Here is an 18,758-nt window from a genome sequence, read left to right on the forward strand (position 1 = left end):
CGGCGCTGAACCTTAGGCTTAAGGATCGTGCCAGCGGTGTCAATGACCAGTTGGCACAATCTTGTATGGAAGACGAACAAACCCGCCCAGGGCCTTTTCACCTCACTCAACCTCCCCCTTCAGGGGGAGGCTGGGCGGGGGTGTTGGCAGACCGTCAGAACGTCTCGCTGAGGTTGCGCACCTTGAGCGACTGCACCAGTTCCGATGCCGAGGGCGTGGCGCCGTGGCGGGGGGTGAAGGTGAGGTCGGTGGTGCGGCCCGGCAGCAAGGTCACGGCATTGTCGGAGAAATAGCCGGGCGCGTCGACACTGGCGGTGACGAAGAGCGCTGGCTGGTCACTGGTGAGGCTGAGCACCAGCTGGCCGTCGATCTCGGACCAGCCGGCGCGGATCTTGGGCTGGACCAGTTCATAGGCCTTGTAGGGCTTGGGGAAATAGTCGTTTTCACCCAGCAGCTTGCCCGCCGCGTCGCGCCAGGAGAAGAACAGGAACTCATCGGCGGCCAGATCACCGGCGGCGATGGCCGTGACCTCGATGGCCGCATCGGCCGAGATGGCGCAATTGCCCGAGAACAGCTGACGCTCGCCGCCGGACACCTTGACGGCCCGGACTTCGAGGCTGATGGCGAGCGGCGCACCAGTATCATTGATACCCTTGAGCAGGATGCGGCTGGCCGGTGCGTTCTCGACCGGCTTGCCGCGCGAATTGGTGGGCACGGCGTCATGCACTGGCACGGCGACGACATTGACCGGCAGAAAGAAGCGCTTGGCCATATATTGCAGCAGCTTCCACTGCCCGCCGTAATCCAGGCTCGACCAGCTGGCGACCGGCCAGATGTCGTTGATCTGCCAGAACAGCGTGCCCATGCAGCGCGGCTTGGTCGAGCGCCAGTATTCGATGGCGGTCTTGATGGCGAGGCCCTGCTGGATCTGGCTCAAAAACACCATCTGGTCGAAATCGCGCGGGAAGCGGAAATAGCGCGTCATGGTCTCGAGGATGCGGGCATTGCCGCCGTCATTGCGCTGATGGTTTTCCATCACCGGCGAGGACGGGTTGCGGTCCTTGGGTTCCGAGAAGGTCTCGATGACATTCATCGAGGTGAAGGACTGGAAGCCGAACTCCGACGCAAAGCGCGGATTGACGGTGCGATAGGCCTCAAAGCTCTTGGCCGAGTGCCACACGTCCCAATAGTGGGTGTCGCCGCGGGTATCGGCGTGCCAGCCGTCGGAAAAGTCGAGATAGCCCATGGAGGGCGAGGACGGCCAGAAGCGGCGCGCCGGATCCTCGTCCTCGACGATATTGCCGAGCATGGAGTTGAGCCGGTCGTAATTGGCGACATAGCGCTCGGGCGCCGCCTTGGTCTCGGGATACCAGCCGAGCGAGCCGATGACCTCGTTGTCGCCGCACCACAAAGCAATGCAGGCATGGTGGCTGAGGCGGCGCACCTGCTGGGTGATCTCAGTGCGGACATTGTCGAGGAAGGGGCGATCGGACGGATAGCTCATGCAGGCAAACATGAAATCGTGCCAGATCAGGATGCCCAGCTCGTCGCACATCTCGTAGAAATAATCGGGCTCGTACTGGCCGCCGCCCCAGATGCGCAGCATGTTCATATTGGCGGCCTTGGCGCTTTCCAGCAGGTCGCGGATGACGGCGGGGGTGATGCGGCTGGGGATGGCGTCGGCCGGGATCCAGTTGGCGCCGAGCATGGAAATGTCGCGGCCATTGATGCGGCACTTGAAGGAGTGGTCGATCTCGTCCTTCTCGACGATCCACTCCAGCTTGCGCAAGCCGATCTGGCGAGTGGTCTTTTCGCCTTCGAGATTGGTCACCAGCTCATAGAGCGGCTGCTCGCCCTGCCCGGCCGGCCACCACAGTTTGGGGTTCTGGATGGTCAGGTTATGGGTGAAGAGGTTCTCGCCCTTGTTGACCACCAGCTTGTCGGTGATCGTCTGGCCATTGATGCTGTGCTCAAGTTCCACCTCACCGTGAGCGAAGGCGAAAAGCCGGGTCTTCAGAGTCAGTTCGACCGAATGGCTGCCATGGACCTGGTCGACCTGGACGCTCTCCTGGCGGGCCAGGCGTGACTTGCGCAGGGTCATGGTGCCATAGACGCCGATGGGCATAATGCAGATGCCCCAGTCCCAGCCGGCGTGACACGCCGCCTTGCGGATGAAGTTCATCGGAATGCCGGCCAGGCCATTGGTCTGGTAGTTCTTGGTGAAGGGGATCGGGAAGGGATGGGCGTCCGAGCGGGCGCGGGCGACGTCGGGGGCAATGGCGAAATCGATGCGCAGGGTATTGTCCCCTGCCCGCACCTTGCCGGTGACGTCGATGTCGTGACGGACAAAGCTGTTATCGGTCTGGGCGATCACCGCGCCATTGAGCGAAATGGTGGCGATGCAGTCGACTTCAGCCAGGGTCAGCGTCAGGTAACCGTCGATATCGGCGGGGCTGGCGGCAAAGCTGCGCTCGACCGACCAGGCGGTCTCGTTGACCCAGAGCACCTGCTTTTCGTTCTCGCCATAATAGGGGTCGGGAATGCGGCCTTCCGCCAGCAGCGCTGCATGCACGTCGCCCGGCAGGTCCAGCGGCACCGCAATGTCGCTGGTGGGCGAGGTCAGGGCAAAGCGACCGGCCAGGTCGATGGCCGAAAAAGTGGCGGGAACAGGCATGAACGACTCCTCCGAAGGCAGCGCTGTCTGGCTGCCGGCTGCTGAAACGGACGGGTACCGTCCGGTGCAATCGATTTCAGGCGGTTCTATCCGGTCTTGCGGCCGCTTCCAATGGGCCCAAACGACGAAAATGCATCAGTTGCAACGTCCCAAATGGTACCGAAGCCCCGCAAACAGGAACTGCGACGGGCCCGCTTACAGTTCTATTAGCATTTGGCCCGCTAGTTTGAGGCATTCTGGGGGCACAGAAGATGTCGGCACTTGAGTCAATCAGGCGGATATTTGCCGTTCCGGACGATCCGGACCTCATTCTGGCGCAGGCTCGCGCGCTGTCGCGGCAGGTGCCGCTGATGTATGCCACAGTGGTGGTGAACACGCTGATCCTGGGCTTTACCCATATCGGCACGGCGCCCGATGCGCTGACCCTCTACGTGCCGGCAATCCTGACGATCTCCAGCATGCTGCGCATCCTGCACTGGTGGCGGGCGCGGGGCCTACTGCAGGATCTGGTCCGGGCGCGCCACAGTCTGCGGCAGATGATGCGGGTCATGCCCGTGCTGTCGCTTGGTTTCACGCTCTGGACCATCGGCCTGCTCCCCTATGGCGATCCCTATCAGCAATCGCAGGTGGTGTTCTTTTGCGGCATCACCACCATCGCCTGCATGTTCTGCCTGATGCATGTGCGGGCCGCCGCGCTGACCATGGGCGGCCTCACCCTGTTTCCCTTCGTCATTGTCATGCTGACCATGGGCAATGTGGTGCTCACCGCCATCGCCCTCAACCTGGTCGCGGTAGTGCTGGCCATGCTGATCATCCTGCTGGGCAATTACCGCGATTTCGCTGCCCTGGTCTCGTCGCGCTCGGCCATGGCGCAAAAGCAGGCCGAAACGCAGCGCCTGTCGGATGAAAACGACCGGCTGGCCAACCTCGACCCACTGACCGGCCTGCCCAACCGGCGCTGGTTCTACCGGCAACTGAAGGCCATGCTGGACGAGGCGAGCCACAACGGCGCGCAGGTTGCCGTGGCCCGCATCGACCTGGACGGCTTCAAGTCGATCAACGGGATCTTCGGGCAGGTCACCGGCGACCATGTGCTGGCGGAAGCGGGACGCCGGATCATGCTGCTGCGCCCGGCAGGTGCCCTGGTGGCGCGGCTGGAGGCGGACAACTTCGCGATGATCCTTAGCGGCCCGCTCTCGGCGGAGACGCTGGAGAGCCTGGGCGCAGTGATATGCGACGCCCTCAGCCAGTCATTCGAGCTGCCTGGCGCCACCATCCATCTGTCGGCCTCGATGGGCCTGGCGGCGGCGCGCTCCGGCGACACGGCCGAAACGGCCTATGACCGGGCCGACTATGTGACCTCGGTGGCCAAGCGGGAACACCGGGGCAGCGCTGTGGTATTTGCCGAACGGCACGAGCGCGAGATCAGCCAGGTGCGCCGGATCGAGCACGAATTGCGCACCGCCGACCTCGACAGCGAGATTTTCATCCTGTTCCAGCCGCAGTTCGACATTGCCCTGGGCTGCACCACCGGTTTCGAGGTGCTGGCGCGCTGGCGCAGCCCGGTGCTGGGCGACGTGTCGCCGGTCGAGTTCATTCCGCTGGCCGAACGCACCGGCCTGATCTGCAAGGTGACCCAGACTGTGCTGCGCCAGGCACTGGCGGCGTCGGCCCGGCTGCCGCGCCATATGCGCCTGTCGGTCAACCTGTCAGCCCATGACATCGGCTCTACCGCCGCCATCCAGGCCATCGTCGCCATGGTGGAGGCCGCCGGCACGCCCTGCCGCATCGACTTCGAGATCACCGAAACCGCGGTGATGCGCGACATGAACCAGGCCAATGGCTCGCTGCTGGCGCTGCTGGCTTTGGGCTCGCGCATTGCGCTGGACGATTTCGGCACCGGGCATTCCAGCCTCACCCATGTGCAGCAGCTGCCGCTGGACCGGATCAAGGTCGACCGCAGCTTCGTCGCCGAAATCTGCAATGACACGACCAGCCAGGCGATCATCAAGACCACGGCAGACCTGTGCCGCAATCTGAGGATTTCCTGCGTCTATGAAGGGGTGGAGACCCGCGAGCAGCTCGAGGCGCTGGCGGCGCTAGGCGGCACGGTGATGCAGGGCTATCTGTTCGGCCGGCCGGTCGACGCGGCAAGCATGCGGGCGCAGCTGGCGCTGGAGCAGGCGCACTGGCACGCCAAGCCACATCCGGCCTATGGCGCCGCAGGCTAGGCAGCCCGCGACGCCTCGCGCCTATTTCGCGTCCAGATCGAGGAAGCCGCCGGACTGGCGTTCCCAGAGCTGCGCATAATGCCCGCCACTCGAGAGCAGCTGGGCATGGGTGCCCTGCTCGACGATCTGGCCCTGCTCGAGCACCACCAGGCGATCCATGGCGGCGATGGTGGAGAGACGGTGGGCGATGGCGATTACCGTCTTGCCCTGCATCAGCGTGGTCAGCTGCTCCTGGATAGCCGCCTCGACCTCGGAATCGAGCGCCGAGGTGGCCTCGTCGAGCACCAGGACCGGGGCATTCTTGAGCAGCACCCTGGCAATGGCGACGCGCTGGCGCTGGCCGCCCGAGAGCTTGACGCCGCGCTCGCCGACATGGGCATCGTAGCCGGTGAAGCCCTTGGGATCGACCAGGTCCATGATGACGTCGTGGATCCTGGCCTGCTCGGCGGCCCGTATCATCTCCGCGTCACTGGCCGACTGGCGGCCATATTTGAGATTCTCGCGGATCGAGCGGTGCAGCAGCGAGGTATCCTGGCTGACCAGGCCAATCGCCGCCCGCACACTTTCCTGGGTGACCGCCCGCACGTCCTGGCCATCGATGCGGATCGCCCCGTCCTGCACGTCAAACATGCGCAAGGCCAGGTTGACCAAAGTCGACTTGCCCGAGCCGGAGCGGCCGACCAGACCGATCTTTTCGCCCGGCGCCACCGTCAGGTGGAAGGCGTCGATGACGCTGCCCTGCTGGCCGCGCCAGTAGTTGAAGCTGACATTGTCATAGACCAGCTCGCCCTTTGTCACCACGAGGGGCTTTGCCTGGGGCGCGTCGAGCATGGTCAGCGGCTGGGCAATGGTGATCATGGAGTCACGGATATTGCCGATCTGGCGGAAGATGTTGGAGCCGATTTCAAGGATCCAGCCGCTCATGTTCATGATCTGCAGGGCGAAAGGGATGGCGGTGGCCACGGCGGCCGCCGACAGGCTCCCCTCGTTCCAGCCGATCAAGGCCAGCCAGGTCACCGAGACCACCAGGCCCGCATTGAGCAGGAACAGGGTGGACCACATATAGGTGAAGACCCGCATCAGCTTGCGAAAGCTGACAGCGTGTTCATCAATGGAGTCAGCGACATAGCGATCCTCGTGCTCGCCGGTCGAGAAGGTCTTGAGCGTCTGGATATTGGTGTAGCTGTCGACGATGCGGCCGGTCATCACCGATTTGCTCTCCGAAAGTTCCTCGGAATAGCGGGCGATCAGCGGCATGGTGATGGTGAAGAGCACGGCATAGAGCAGCAGCCACACCCCGATGGGGACCAGCAGAACTGGATCGAGCTGGGCCAGCACGACGATGGCCACGATCACGAAGACCAGAGCATACCAGGCGGCGTCGATGGTCAGGTTGACGCCGATCTCGATGGCCTCGCCGGCCTGGATGATCTTGTTGGCGATGCGGCCGGCAAAGTCGTTCTGGAAGAAGGTCCAGCTCTGCCGGATGACGTGCCAGTGGCTCTGCCAGCGCACCAGATCGACCAGGTTGGGGACGATGCCGTGGTTGCGGATCAGGGTATCGAGCAGGAAGGTCAGCGGCCGCACGAGGACGACGACGACGATCATCCAGAGGAAAGTCTGGCCGTGCTCGGTAAAGATGTCGCCGGGATTGGTGGTGGCCAGCATGCCGACCACGAGGCCGACAAAGACGGGCATCAGGGCATCGGCGACCGAGCCAATGGCGACCAGCACGATGCGGATGGCGAAGGCGGCGCGGAACTGGCCGATGAAGTAGCGCACGAAAGGCGTGAGGCCCATGGGCGGCTGCCGGTTTTCGGCGAGCGCGGTGGGGGCATAGAGGTGGTCGAAATAGCTGATGACGCGGTTGAACATGGTGAGCTCATTTGGTGAGCCGCGCCTGACGGAGGTTCTTGCTCAGGTCAGGTTCGGTGACGGTCCAAGGGTTTGCGGTGTGCAAAGCAGGGTGCGCGATGGTCGGGATTGCGCGCGGGATTGGCCGTTTCGATGATGTCACCCATCTGGGATCTCCTTTGGTTGGTCAGGTCTGCAATTCTCCCCCTCTCCCGGTGGGAAAGGGGGAAATCCGTAGGCATCGTATTACTGTGCCGCCGCTTCTTCCGGCTCGTCGAGATCGAGGAAGCCGCCGGACTGGCGGTTCCACAGGCTCGCATAGATGCCGCCGGTCTGCAGCAGTTCGGCATGGGTGCCGGTCTCGACGACGCGGCCCTTGTCGAGCACCACCAGGCGATCCATCATGGCGATGGTCGACAGGCGATGGGCGATGGCGATCACCGTCTTGCCCTTCATCAGCAGTTGCAGCTGGCCCTGGATGGCGGCCTCGACCTCGGAATCGAGCGCCGAGGTGGCTTCGTCCAGCACCAGGATCGGTGCGTTCTTGAGCAGCACGCGGGCAATGGCGATACGCTGCCGCTGGCCGCCGGAGAGCTTGACGCCGCGTTCACCGACATGGGCGTCAAAACCCTTGCGGCCCTTGGCATCACTGAGCCCGACAATGAAATCGGACGCCTCGGCCAGGTCGGCGGCCTCGCGCATCATCGCCTCGGTCGCGTCGGGGCGACCATAGAGGATGTTGTCGCGCACCGAACGGTGCAGCAGCGAGGTATCCTGGGTGACCACGCCGATATTGGCGCGCAGGCTGTCCTGGGTGACCTTGGCGATATCATGCCCGTCGATCAGGATATGGCCGTCGGCGCGGTCGTAGAAGCGCAGCAGCAGGTTGACGATGGTGGACTTGCCGGCGCCGGAGCGGCCGACGAGACCGATCTTCTCGCCCGCGGCGATGTGCAGGTTGAGATCCTCGATAACGCCACCGGTCTTGCCATAGTGGAACGAGACATTCTCGAACTTGATGTCACCCTTGACGGCCGGCAGCGGCTTGGCGTCGGGCTCGTCGGAAACGATGCGGGACACCGAGAGCGAGGAGATGCCGTCGCGCACCGTGCCGATATTTTCAAACAGCGAGGACATTTCCCACATCACCCACTGGCTCATGCCCTGAAAGCGCATGACGAGGCCGAGCGACACGGCCAGAGCGCCAGGCGACATCAGCTCGTTGAGCCAGAGCCAGACGCCTGTGGCGGCCACCGCAAACAGCAGCAGCGAATTGGACCACAGCACCGCCAGATTGAGCACGGTGAACAGGCGCATCTGCCGATAGGCGGTGTCGAGGAACTGGTCCATCGCCTCCTTGGCATAGGTCTCTTCCCGGTTGGAATGGGAGAACAGCTTCACCGTGGCGATATTGGTATAGCTGTCCACGATGCGGCCGGTCATCAGCGAGCGGGCATCGGCCTGCTCCTGGGAGATCTTGCCCATGCGCGGGATGAAATAGATCATCATCGACACATAGGCGGCCAGCCAGACCAGGAAGGGCACGGCGAGCCGCCAGTCGGCAGCCGCGGCCAACACCACGGCGCCGGTGAAATAGACGACGACATAGACCAGCATGTCGAGCAGCTTCATCACTACTTCGCGCACGGCCAGCGAGGTCTGCATCAGCTTGGCGCCGATGCGGCCGGCGAACTCGTCCTGGAAATAGCTCATCGACTGGCGGATGAGGTAGCGATGGCTCATCCAGCGGATGCGCTGGGGGAAATTGCCCAGCAGCGTCTGGTGCATGGTCAGCGTCGAGATCAGCGCGAAGGCGGGCAGCACGAAGACCACCATGGCGCCCATCAGCGCCAGCTTCCAGCCATCGGTCTGGATGAAGGTGGCCCGGTCGGCTTCAGCCAGCCAGTTCACCACATCGCCGATGAAGCCGAAGATGATGATTTCGCCAATGGCCACGGCCGCGGCGGCACAGGCCATCAAGGCCAGCCACTTCTTGGCGCCCTCGCTGTAATGCAGGCAAAAGGCGAGCAGGCCCTTGGGCGGTTCTACCGGATCGCCGGGCGGATAGGGATCAAGACGTCGTTCAAACCAACGCAACATTATCGTTCACCATTGTCAGGTCCGGACACTGATGCCGGCCCGGGCGCGCGACCACCGCTGGCTTGGCAGCGGGAGGGGCGGATTGGACAGCCAGGCAGAGTGCCGTTCGGAAAATTCGTAATCGTGCTCGATACGCCCGCAATTGGCGCAGAGGAGCCACGTGATGAAGCCAAACAATGCCCTCTCCCCAATGCCGTCCCAATTGGCATACAAGAGTGGACCTGATCGGCCGCCGGCGGCAGACTACACGAAAGTGCCGAGTCTGCTGTTGCGGCGCGGCCACACTTCAAATTCAGACCGACTCAAGACGGATCCGTTCATGCGCACCGAGACCGAGCACACCATCTTCCTCAAGGACTATAGGCCGAGCCCCTATCGGATCGTGTCGGTCGATCTGGACTTCGAGATTGGCGAAAACGAGGCGCGGGTACGCGCGCTGCTGACGGTCGAGCCGCAGGCCGATACCGAACCCGGTACGCCGCTGGTGCTGGACGGCGACGGGCTGGTGCTGGATTCCATCGCCATCGATGGCGCACCGCTGGTGCTGTCGGCCTATGCCGCCGACGAGACCGGCCTGACGCTGATCGAGCCGCCGCTGCGCCGCTTCGTGCTGGAAACCGAGGTCACCCTCAAGCCGGCAAGCAATACGCGGCTGATGGGGCTCTATCGCTCCGGCGGCACCTGGTGCACGCAGTGCGAGGCCGAAGGCTTCCGCCGCATCACCTATTATCTCGACCGGCCGGACAATCTGGCGGTGTTCAAGGTGCGCATCGCCGCGCCGCTGGCGCTGGCCCCCGTACTGCTGTCGAACGGCAACCTGATCGAACGGGGCAACGCTGGCGAGGGAATGCATTTTGCCGTGTGGGAGGACCCCTTCCCCAAGCCGAGCTATCTGTTTGCCCTGGTGGCCGGCGATCTGGGCTCGATCACCGACAGCTTCACCACCGCTTCCGGCCGCAAGGTGGACCTGGCCATCTATTGCAGCCACGGCAAGGAGGAGCAGTGCCTCTGGGCCATGGACAGCCTCAAGCGCTCGATGGCCTGGGACGAGCGGCGCTTTGGCCGCGAATATGACCTCGACATCTTCAACATCGTCGCCGTCAGCGATTTCAACTTCGGCGCGATGGAGAACAAGGGCCTCAACATCTTCAACGACAAGCTGGTCTTCGCCCAGCCCGACAGCGCCACCGATGCCGATTATGACGGCATCGAGCGGGTGATCGCGCATGAATATTTCCACAATTGGACTGGCAACAGAATCACTTGCCGCGACTGGTTCCAGCTGTGCCTCAAGGAAGGGCTGACGGTCTATCGCGACCAGGAGTTCACCAGCGACGAGCGCAGCCGCCCGGTCAAGCGCATCTCGGACGTGGTGACGCTGCGCTCGGCGCAGTTCCCCGAGGATGGCGGCCCGCTGGCCCATCCGGCGCGGCCGAGCCAGTATAGCGAGATCAACAATTTCTATACGCCCACGGTCTACGAAAAGGGCGCCGAGATCGTGCGCATGCTGGCGACGCTGCTGGGCGAGGCCGGGTTCCGCAAGGGCATGGACCTCTATTTCGAGCGCCATGACGGCGAAGCCACGACCATCGAGGCCTTCCTCGCGGTCTTTGCCGAAGCCAATGGCGTCGACCTCGAACAGTTCCAGACCTGGTATCTGCAGGCCGGTACCCCGCGGCTGAGCGTCAGCGACAGCTATGATGTGGCAGCGCAGACCTATACGCTCAGGCTGCGCCAGGAGACGCTGCCGACGCCGGGCCAGCCGACCAAGCAGGCACTGGTCATGCCGATCAAGTTCGGCCTGCTCGGCCCCAATGGCAGCGACATGGCCTGGTCCGGGGTGAGCGGCGGCACGGTACGCGACGAGATGATCGTGCTCGACACGGCCGAGGCCGAGATCACCTTTGCTGGCATTGCCAGCAAGCCGGTGCCCTCGCTGCTGCGCGGCTTTTCCGCCCCGGTGATCATGGACACCGCGCTCAGCCAGGCTGACCAGCTGTTCCTGGCCCAGCATGACAGCGATCCGTTCAACCGCTGGCAGGCGCTGCAGGATGTCGGCACGGCACTGGCCGTGGCCGCCATCACTGGCACGCCTTGGAGCGATGAGGCCGTCACGGCCCTCAGCCAGGCCATGGGCCAGACGCTGGCCAGCGAGAGCCTTGACGATGCCTTCAAGGCGCTGGCGCTGAGCCTGCCGGCCGAAGCGCAGATCAGCCGCAGCATCGGCAGGGATATCGATCCGGACCGCGTGCATGACGTGCGCACGGAGCTGCTCAAGGCGGTGTTCGCCCCTTTGGCGCTGGACATGCTCAACGCCTATCTCAAGCTCTCCAGCGACGCGCCCTATGCGCCCGATGCCGCCAGTACCGGGCGGCGCTCCCTGCGCAATCGCCTGCTCGGCCTGCTGGTGGGCAGTGAAGCCGCCGGTGCTGCAGGGCTTGCCGCCCAGCAATATGCCGGCGCCCGCAACATGACCGACCGGCTGGCCGCGCTCAGCGCAGTCGCCCTGGCCTGGACGGGCGATGCCGAGGCCATGCTGGCCGATTTCCACGCCAACTATGCCGCCGCCGATCCGCTGGTCCTCGACAAGTGGCTGAGCGTGACGGCCAGCGTGCCACGCGACGGGGTGATCGAGCGCATCCGCGCGGTGCTCGATGATCCGGCCTTCCCCAAGACCAATCCCAACCGCCTGCGTTCGCTGGTGGGCAGTTTCGTCATGGGCAATCCGACGCAGTTCGCGCGGGCCGACGGGACCGGTTTCCGCTTCGTGACCGGCATCGTGGCCGAAATCGACAAGATCAATCCGCAGGTAGCGGCACGGCTGCTGACCGGCTTCCGCATCTGGCCAATGCTCGAACAGGGGCGCCGCGATGCGGCAAAGGCCGCGCTGACCGGGCTGGAGGCAAGCGGTTCGCTCAGCCGCAACACCGCCGACATCCTTTCGCGCATGTTGGCAAGCTAAATTGCGGAGAATGTTGGAAGAATTTTTCTTCGCACGCTAAGTGATTCTGCCGACTCGTAATTTGGCGGATCAGTACGGTTGCGTACTTTTCGGGGGTCTGGACACCGGAGTCCGGCTGATTCATTGTTCGTTAAGGGCAAATCGGATCGGGCATGCCCCCCGGGCAAAAGCGGAGAATTTCATGCGGTCGGCGGAGACATCCGGCGTCGGCGCCCCTTACCCGGGCGCGGACACGGGACGGAAAAACACACGCCAGGCCAATGACAGCAGCAGGGCTTCGGGACGACAGGACCGCAGCCTTGTTCTGGCACCCGTGACCGCCGCCGTGGCGCTGACGGCCATGGTCGCCGCCACGCTGTTTGTCGCCTATGACACGGTCCGCACCTTCGAGGAGGCCCGGCACGACCTGGCTGTGATCGGCTCGGCCTTTGCCGCCGATATCGCCGAACTGGCCCCCGAGGCCGTCACCCTGGCGGTCGACGCCCTGCCCGCCCGTTTCAATACAGTCACCCGCGCCAGCCTGATCTCGACCGGTGCCGGCGCGCTGCCCGCCTGGCCAGGCCAGACGGTGTCGGCCGGGGCGCATGGCACGCTGGCGCTGGAAACCGCGCCGCAGAGCCTGTGGTCGACCATTGCCCAGCGCGCCGGCATTGCTTTTGCCCTGGCCACCCTGCTGACGGCGCTGGCCTGGCGCCGCATGCAGCGCGACCTGCCCGACAGCCAGCAGCGCCGCAACTATCAGACCATGGCCGCCGCCATCCCGATGGGCGTGGCGTGCTGGACCCGCGATGGCGCGCTGGTGGTGTGCAATGAGCAATATCGCGCCCGGCTCAACCTGCGCGGCAATACCGTCACCTATCATGACGCGGTCAAGCGGATGATCGAGGGCGGCTATATGAAGCTGCTCAACGAGGACGAGAGCAACCGGCTGCTCGAGCTGCACCGGCAGGACGGCTCCTGCCTGCTGATCGACGAGCGCCCGCTGGCCGATGGCGGCTTCATGACGCTGGTCAGCGACGTGACCGAGCGCAAGAAGACCGACACCATGCTGCATGCGATCCGCGAGGAACAGCGCCAGCTGGCCCGGCGCTATCATGAGGAAAAGCTCAAGGCCGAGGCCGCCAGCCGCTCCAAGACCAATTTTCTGGCCCATCTCAGCCACGATATCCGCACCCCGCTCAACCACATTATCGGCTTTGCCGACCTGATGCGGCACCAGGCCTATGGGCCGCTGGGCGATGCGCGCTATGCCGATTACGTGCAGTCGATCAAAAGCTCGGGCGAACACCTGCTGACCTCGTTCGCCACCATTCTGGACCTCGCCGAATTCGAGAGCGGTCACAAGGCCTTGCGGCAGGATCCGGTGGCGGTTGACGAGTTGCTCGACAGCGTCATGGAGCGGTTTGCCGGGCCGGCAGCCCGAGCCCGGCTGCGGCTGACGGTCAGCCAGACCTGCAATGCCACCATCGAAGGCGACCAGCTCGGCCTGGAACGCATGATATCCAATATCGTCGAGAATTCGCTGCGCTTCACCCCGGCCGGCGGCAAGATCACCCTGGCCGCCTTTGCGGCGCGCGACGGCGTCGTCATCGAAATCACCGATACCGGGCGGGGCATGACTGAAGAGCGCCTCGCCAGCCTGGCCCAGCCCTTCGCGCTGGGCGACGCCACCTTCACCCGCGAGGGCATCGGCCCAGGCCTGGGCATTTCGATTGCCCGCGCCATTGCCGAACTCAGCGGCGGCAACATGGCCATCGATTCCAGCCCGGCTTTGGGCACCACGGTCGCCATTTCCCTGCCGCTGCACGTAGCCGATATGTCGGTGGCGGCCTGACAGCCTTGAGCGGCGGCTAGAGCGTCCGCGCCTTGTCGTACCAGGCCGCGGCGGCCGCCGTGACCTCGACCCGCATGGCAGCAAGGTCGAGTTCGAGCCGGCCGAAATCGGGGTAATGGGTCAGCCCGGCCAGCAATTCCTTGAAGGCATCGGGCCAGGGCTCGTCCTTGAGCGGATGGATCAGCGCCGAACTCATCACCTGCAGCACAGTGGAATAGGTGCGGTGGATTTCCGCCAGCCTGGCGCCCTCGGGCACCAGGTCCAGCGCGCCCAGGCGCAGCAGGACCGGCGCGGTCGCCGCCTGCGGCAGGGCGATGTCGAGGCCCGCCACCAGTTGGGCCGACTGGGCGATGAATTCGAGGTCTACCAGCCCGCCCTGGGCCATCTTGAGATCGAATGCATGCCGGGCCGGCCGCTCCTTGGCCATCAAGGCGCGCATGGCCAGCACGTCGTCGATGGCCTTGGCGGCGTCGCGCGGGCGCGACATGACCTCGGTAATGGCGGCATCGACAACAAAGCCGAAACTGTCATCGGCCAGGATGACGCGGGCGCGGCTGAGCGCCAGGTGTTCCCAGGTCCAGGCATTGTCGCGGTGATAGGAGGTGAAGCCGGACAGACTTGTGGCCAACGGCCCGGCATTGCCCGAGGGCCGCAGCCGCATGTCGGCCTCGTAGAGCACGCCTTCGGCGGTGGGGGCGGTGATGGCGGCCACCAGGCGCTGAGTCAGGCGGGTATAGTACTGATTGGTGCTGAGCGGCTTGTCGCCGTCGGATTCACCGTCCGGCGCGTCATAGAGCAGGATGAAATCGAGGTCGGAGGCGACCGTCATTTCCCGGCTGGCCATCTTGCCAAAGGCCAGCAGCGCCACCTTACCGCCAGCCATCACACCGTGGCGCCGCTCGAACTCGCTGCGCACGCTGCCGAACAGGCGGTTGAGCAGGGTTTCGGCCAGAGCGGTGAACTGCTCGCCGGCGCCGCGCGCCTCCACCGTGCCCGAGAGAAGGCCGGCGGCGATGAGGAATTTCTGCTCCTGGCCGATGATGCGGGCGCGGTCGATGACCTCTTCATAGGAGCGGGCATCGGCGAGGAAGGCATCGACCTTGGCGACCAGCACGTCGCGATGGGTGACGTCATTGGCAAAGGCCGGATCGATCAGCCCGTCCATGACATGGGCGCGGTGGATCACAGCCTCGGACATGCGCGGCGCCGAGGCCATCAGCTGTACCAAAAGGGTGCGCAGATTGGGGTGGTTGCGCAGCAGAGCGAAGAGCTGCACCCCGGTGGGCAGGCGGGACAGGAAATTGTCGAACTTGGCGAGCGCCTCGTCGGCATTGCCGGCATTGCTCAGCGTCGTCAGCAGCGCCGGCAGCAGCTCGGTCAGGTGGCCGCGCGCCGCCGCGGCGCGGGTCGCCGGATAGCCGCCATAGTGCCATTTGCGCACGGTCTCGATGACCTTGGAGGCATCGACAAAGCCCATATTGGTGAGGGTTTCCAGCGTGCCCGGGTCGTCGTCGCTGCCGGTAAAGACCAGATTGCCGGTGCCGCTGCCCAGCGTCTCGCCTTCGGTGAACAGCTCGGCATAGTAGGACGCGACGCGTTCGAGCGCCGAGCGATAGTCGATCTCGAAGGCGCGCAGGTCTGCCTGGCCCATCAGCCGGCCGATGACGGCAACCTCGGCCGGCGTGGCCGGCATCACATGGGTCTGCTCGTCGGCCAGCATCTGCAGCCGGTTTTCCACGGCGCGCAGATACCAGTAGGTCTGCGTCAGCTCGGTAGCGGCGCGCGGGGTGATCCAGTTGGCGTCGGCCAAAGCTGCGAGGGCATGGGCAGTCGGCTTGACGCGCAGGGTCTTGTCGCGGCCGCCGGCGATCAGCTGCTGGGTCTGGGTGAAGAACTCGATCTCGCGGATGCCGCCGCGGCCCAGCTTGACGTTGTGGCCCTCGACGCGGATATCGCCGACATTCTTGGCGATATTGATCTGGCGCTTCATGGCCTGGATATCGGCAATGGTGGCGAAGTCCAGATGCTTGCGCCAGATATAGGGGGCCAGTTCCTTGAGGAAGGCATGGCCGACCTGGCGGTCGCCGGCGCAGGGCCGCGCCTTGATCCAGGCGGCGCGCTCCCAGTTCTGGCCGCGGCTTTCGTAATAGGCCAAGGCCGCGTCAAAGGAGATGGCCACCGGGGTCGAGCCTGGGTCGGGCCGCAGGCGCAGGTCGGTGCGGAACACATAGCCATGTGCCTGGCGGTCTTCCATCAGCCCAACCAGCTTCTGCACCATGCGCGAATAGGTCTTGGTGGCCTCGTCAGGATCCTTGAGGACGCCCTTTTCGAGATCGTAGAACACCACGATGTCGATGTCGGAGGAGTAGTTCAGCTCCTGGCCGCCATGCTTGCCCAGGGCAAAGATGGCGAGGCCGGAATTGGCGGCCGTGGCCTCGTCCGGGGGCAGCGTCAGCAGGCCCTTGTCGGCGGCCTGGCGCATCAGCAGGTTCAGCGCGGCGTCGAGCGCGGCGTCGGCCAGGTCGGAGAGCGCGGCCGTGGCCTGGGCAGTGGTCCAGGCGCCGCCGGTCTCGGCAATGGCGGCGATCAGCGCCGTGCGGCCCTTGGCAATGCGCAGCACCGGGCCGAGCGCGGCTTCATCGGCAGCGGTCGCGCCGGCCGCGTCGACCGTCGCCAGGATATCGATGAGGGCGCCATCGGGATTGTCCCGCAGCGCGGCGATCAGCCAGTCGACATTGGCTTGCGCCAGACCGAGCAGGTAGGGCGCCGATTCCAGCAGCGGGCCGATGGCGGCGCTGCTCTTGATGAGCGCCGCACTCTGGGCCCCTGGCAACTGCCCCATCCAGGCAGCAAAGACCGGCATATCGATCGTCGGGAGGGCGTTCAGCTTTGTCACCATGCAGAACCACTAGCTTGGCGGGCACACACGAGCAAGGTCGGTGAGGCCGACATTCGTCTCCCGCCGGACGGGTCGTCAGGCAGCGGGCAGATCGATCACCGCACGGACCCCCGGCGCATTGTCCTCGATGCGGAACGCGCCGCCATGCAGCCGGGCCACGGCATTGACCAGTGACAGGCCCAGGCCCGAGCCATTGTCCGAGCGGCTCTTTTCCAGCCGCACGAAGCGTTCGATCACCCGCTTGCGGTCGGGCTCGGCAATGCCGGGACCATTGTCGGCCACCTCGATCAGCACGCGATCGCCTGCCTGGCGCAGGCCGACCATGATGCGCCCCTGCGTCTGTCCCTCCCCCTGGCCTTCGGGCCGGGCATATTTGACGGCGTTTTCGAGCAGGTTGACCATGGCTTGGCCGATCAGCTCGCGATTGGCGCGCAGGTGCATGCCCGGGGCAATGGCGGTCTCGACAAGGATATTCTCGTCTTCGGCCACCGGGCCATAGAGTTCGGCAACATCGGCGACGATGGTGCTGACATCGATGTCGGTGAGGGCGCCGGAGGGTGCGCCGGCCTCGACGCGGGCGATCATCAGCAGCGCATTGAAGGTCTGGATCAGCCGGTCGCTCTCGGCAATGGTGGTCTCGAGCGCCTGCTGGCGGCTGGCGTCGCTGGCGCCCTCGCGCAAGGCCGACTCGGCCTGGTTGCGCAGCCGGGTCAGCGGCGTCTTGAGATCGTGGGCGACATTGTCGGTCACCTCCTTGAGCCCCTGCAGCAGCTGCTCGATGCGGTCGAGCATGGCGTTTAGATTGGTGGCCAGGCCATCGAACTCGTCGTTTCGCTTGGTGACGGGCACGCGTTCGGAGAGATTGCCCGACATGATCTTGGTGGAGGTATCGCGGATGGCGTCGATGCGGCGCAGCACGCGCTGGGCGGTAATGCCGCCGGCAATCAGGGAAAAGAAGATGATGCCGAGCACGCCGAGCAGGAAGCTCTGCACGATGATGGCGGAAAAGCCGCGCCGCTCGACCACGTCGCGGCCGACCACCAGGCGCATGCCATTGCTCAGCTCGACCGAGCGCACCACGGCATAGCCGGCATTGGGCGGCGGCGGCATGCGCCCCTCGAGCTGGTCGGGGGTTTCGGTAAGGGCGTTGGCGCGCTCATAGTCAAAGCCGTAGGTGCCCGGGCTCAGCAGCACCTCGACGGGCACATCGGTGACATTGCCCAGCAGATATTGCCCGGTGGCGTCGCCCAGATAATAGACGCCCGGCCCCGGGGCGCGGGAAATGCGCTCGACGGCAAAGGCCAGGGCGCGAATGCCCTGGCGCGCATCGATGCGCTGCAGCGCCAGGATTTCGCGGTCGATCTCGTCGGCCTGTTGGCGCTGGATCGAGACGCTCGACTGCCAGCCGATAAAGCCGAGCAGCAGGATCGAGAAGAGGGAGAAGATCAGGATGAAGGTCGCCGTCAGGCGGACGGTGGACGTGCGCCAGAGCTGGGCGAAGCGGCTGAACCGGAGCACGGGCCTACTCGCGGATCATGTAGCCGGCGCCGCGCACGGTGTGCAGCAAGGGGCTGGCATGGCCCTTGTCGATCTTGGAGCGCAGGCGCGACATATGGACGTCTATGACATTGGTCTGAGGGTCGAAATGATAGTCCCAGACGTTTTCCAGCAGCATGGTGCGGGTCACCACCTTGCCGGCATTCTTCATCAGATATTCGAGCAGGCGGAATTCGCGCGGCTGGAGCAGAATGGCCTCGCCATCGCGCTCGACCTTGCGGGACAGGCGATCGAGGGTCAGCCCGCCCACGGCATAGCTGGTGGCGGCTTCCGAGGGGCTGGAGCGGCGCGCCAGCACCTCGACGCGGGCCAGCAGCTCGGCAAAGGCATAGGGCTTGGTGAGGTAGTCGTCGCCCCCGGCGCGCAGGCCGGTGACCCGGTCATCGACCTCGCCCAGCGCGGACAGGATCAGCACGGGGGTCTGGTCACCTTCGGCGCGCAGCGACTCGACAATGCTGAGGCCATCACGGCGCGGCAGCATGCGATCGACGATGAGCACGTCGTAATCCATGCCCGAGGCCATGGCATAGCCGGTTTCGCCATCGGCGGCGTGGTGGGTGATGTGGCCGGCTTCGTCCAGCGCCTGCATCAGGTAACTCGCGGCCTCGCGATCATCCTCGATCAGCAGAATCTTCACCGCGATGCCC

At 64.9% G+C, this 18,758-nt stretch carries 9 protein-coding genes; 3 read left to right on the forward strand and 6 right to left on the reverse strand.

What is annotated here, in order from left to right:
• Nucleotides 1-154: 154 nt before the first annotated feature.
• Entirely contained in the window at nt 155-2,674 is a 2,520-nt protein-coding gene (locus AC4NN3_RS06705; protein WP_491926297.1) for a beta-mannosidase, read from the reverse strand.
• A gap of 251 nt (nt 2,675-2,925) precedes the next feature.
• Between AC4NN3_RS06705 and AC4NN3_RS06710 the strand changes: the two genes are divergently transcribed.
• Nucleotides 2,926-4,905 carry a putative bifunctional diguanylate cyclase/phosphodiesterase gene (locus AC4NN3_RS06710; protein WP_491926298.1) on the forward strand — a complete coding sequence of 660 codons (1,980 nt, stop codon included), beginning with the start codon at nt 2,926-2,928 and terminating at the stop codon, nt 4,903-4,905.
• Between the two features lie 21 nt (nt 4,906-4,926).
• Here the strand turns inward: AC4NN3_RS06710 and AC4NN3_RS06715 are convergent, their stop codons facing one another.
• On the reverse strand, nt 4,927-6,780 hold the full coding sequence (locus tag AC4NN3_RS06715) for an ABC transporter ATP-binding protein (RefSeq protein ID WP_491926299.1): 1,854 nt from the start codon (nt 6,778-6,780) through the stop codon (nt 4,927-4,929).
• A gap of 225 nt (nt 6,781-7,005) precedes the next feature.
• A complete protein-coding gene (locus AC4NN3_RS06720; protein ID WP_491926300.1) occupies nt 7,006-8,859 on the reverse strand; it encodes an ABC transporter ATP-binding protein in 1,854 nt (617 codons plus the stop codon).
• 319 nt (nt 8,860-9,178) lie between these two features.
• On the opposite strand from AC4NN3_RS06720, the gene pepN reads away from it, so the two are divergent.
• Together pepN and AC4NN3_RS06730 are read left to right on the forward strand one after the other, a co-directional pair.
• The gene (gene pepN / locus AC4NN3_RS06725; protein WP_491926301.1) at nt 9,179-11,821 is read left to right on the forward strand and encodes an aminopeptidase N; all 2,643 of its coding nucleotides are present in this window, start codon (nt 9,179-9,181) and stop codon (nt 11,819-11,821) included.
• Between the two features lie 181 nt (nt 11,822-12,002).
• Nucleotides 12,003-13,655, forward strand: coding sequence for a sensor histidine kinase (locus tag AC4NN3_RS06730; protein ID WP_491926302.1), 1,653 nt, complete (start codon nt 12,003-12,005; stop codon nt 13,653-13,655).
• Between the two features lie 16 nt (nt 13,656-13,671).
• Here the strand turns inward: AC4NN3_RS06730 and AC4NN3_RS06735 are convergent, their stop codons facing one another.
• From AC4NN3_RS06735 to AC4NN3_RS06745, 3 genes are all read right to left on the reverse strand, one after another.
• On the reverse strand, nt 13,672-16,554 hold the full coding sequence (locus AC4NN3_RS06735) for a bifunctional [glutamine synthetase] adenylyltransferase/[glutamine synthetase]-adenylyl-L-tyrosine phosphorylase (RefSeq protein ID WP_491926303.1): 2,883 nt from the start codon (nt 16,552-16,554) through the stop codon (nt 13,672-13,674).
• A gap of 75 nt (nt 16,555-16,629) precedes the next feature.
• The gene (locus AC4NN3_RS06740) at nt 16,630-18,072 is read right to left on the reverse strand and encodes a sensor histidine kinase (protein WP_491926304.1); all 1,443 of its coding nucleotides are present in this window, start codon (nt 18,070-18,072) and stop codon (nt 16,630-16,632) included.
• A 4-nt stretch (nt 18,073-18,076) separates the two neighbouring features.
• Nucleotides 18,077-18,748, reverse strand: a complete 672-nt coding sequence (locus AC4NN3_RS06745; RefSeq protein ID WP_491926305.1) for a response regulator transcription factor — start codon at nt 18,746-18,748, stop codon at nt 18,077-18,079.
• Between the last annotated feature and the right edge of the window lie 10 nt (nt 18,749-18,758).

This window comes from Devosia sp. MDV22-iso42 (genome assembly GCF_058629155.1).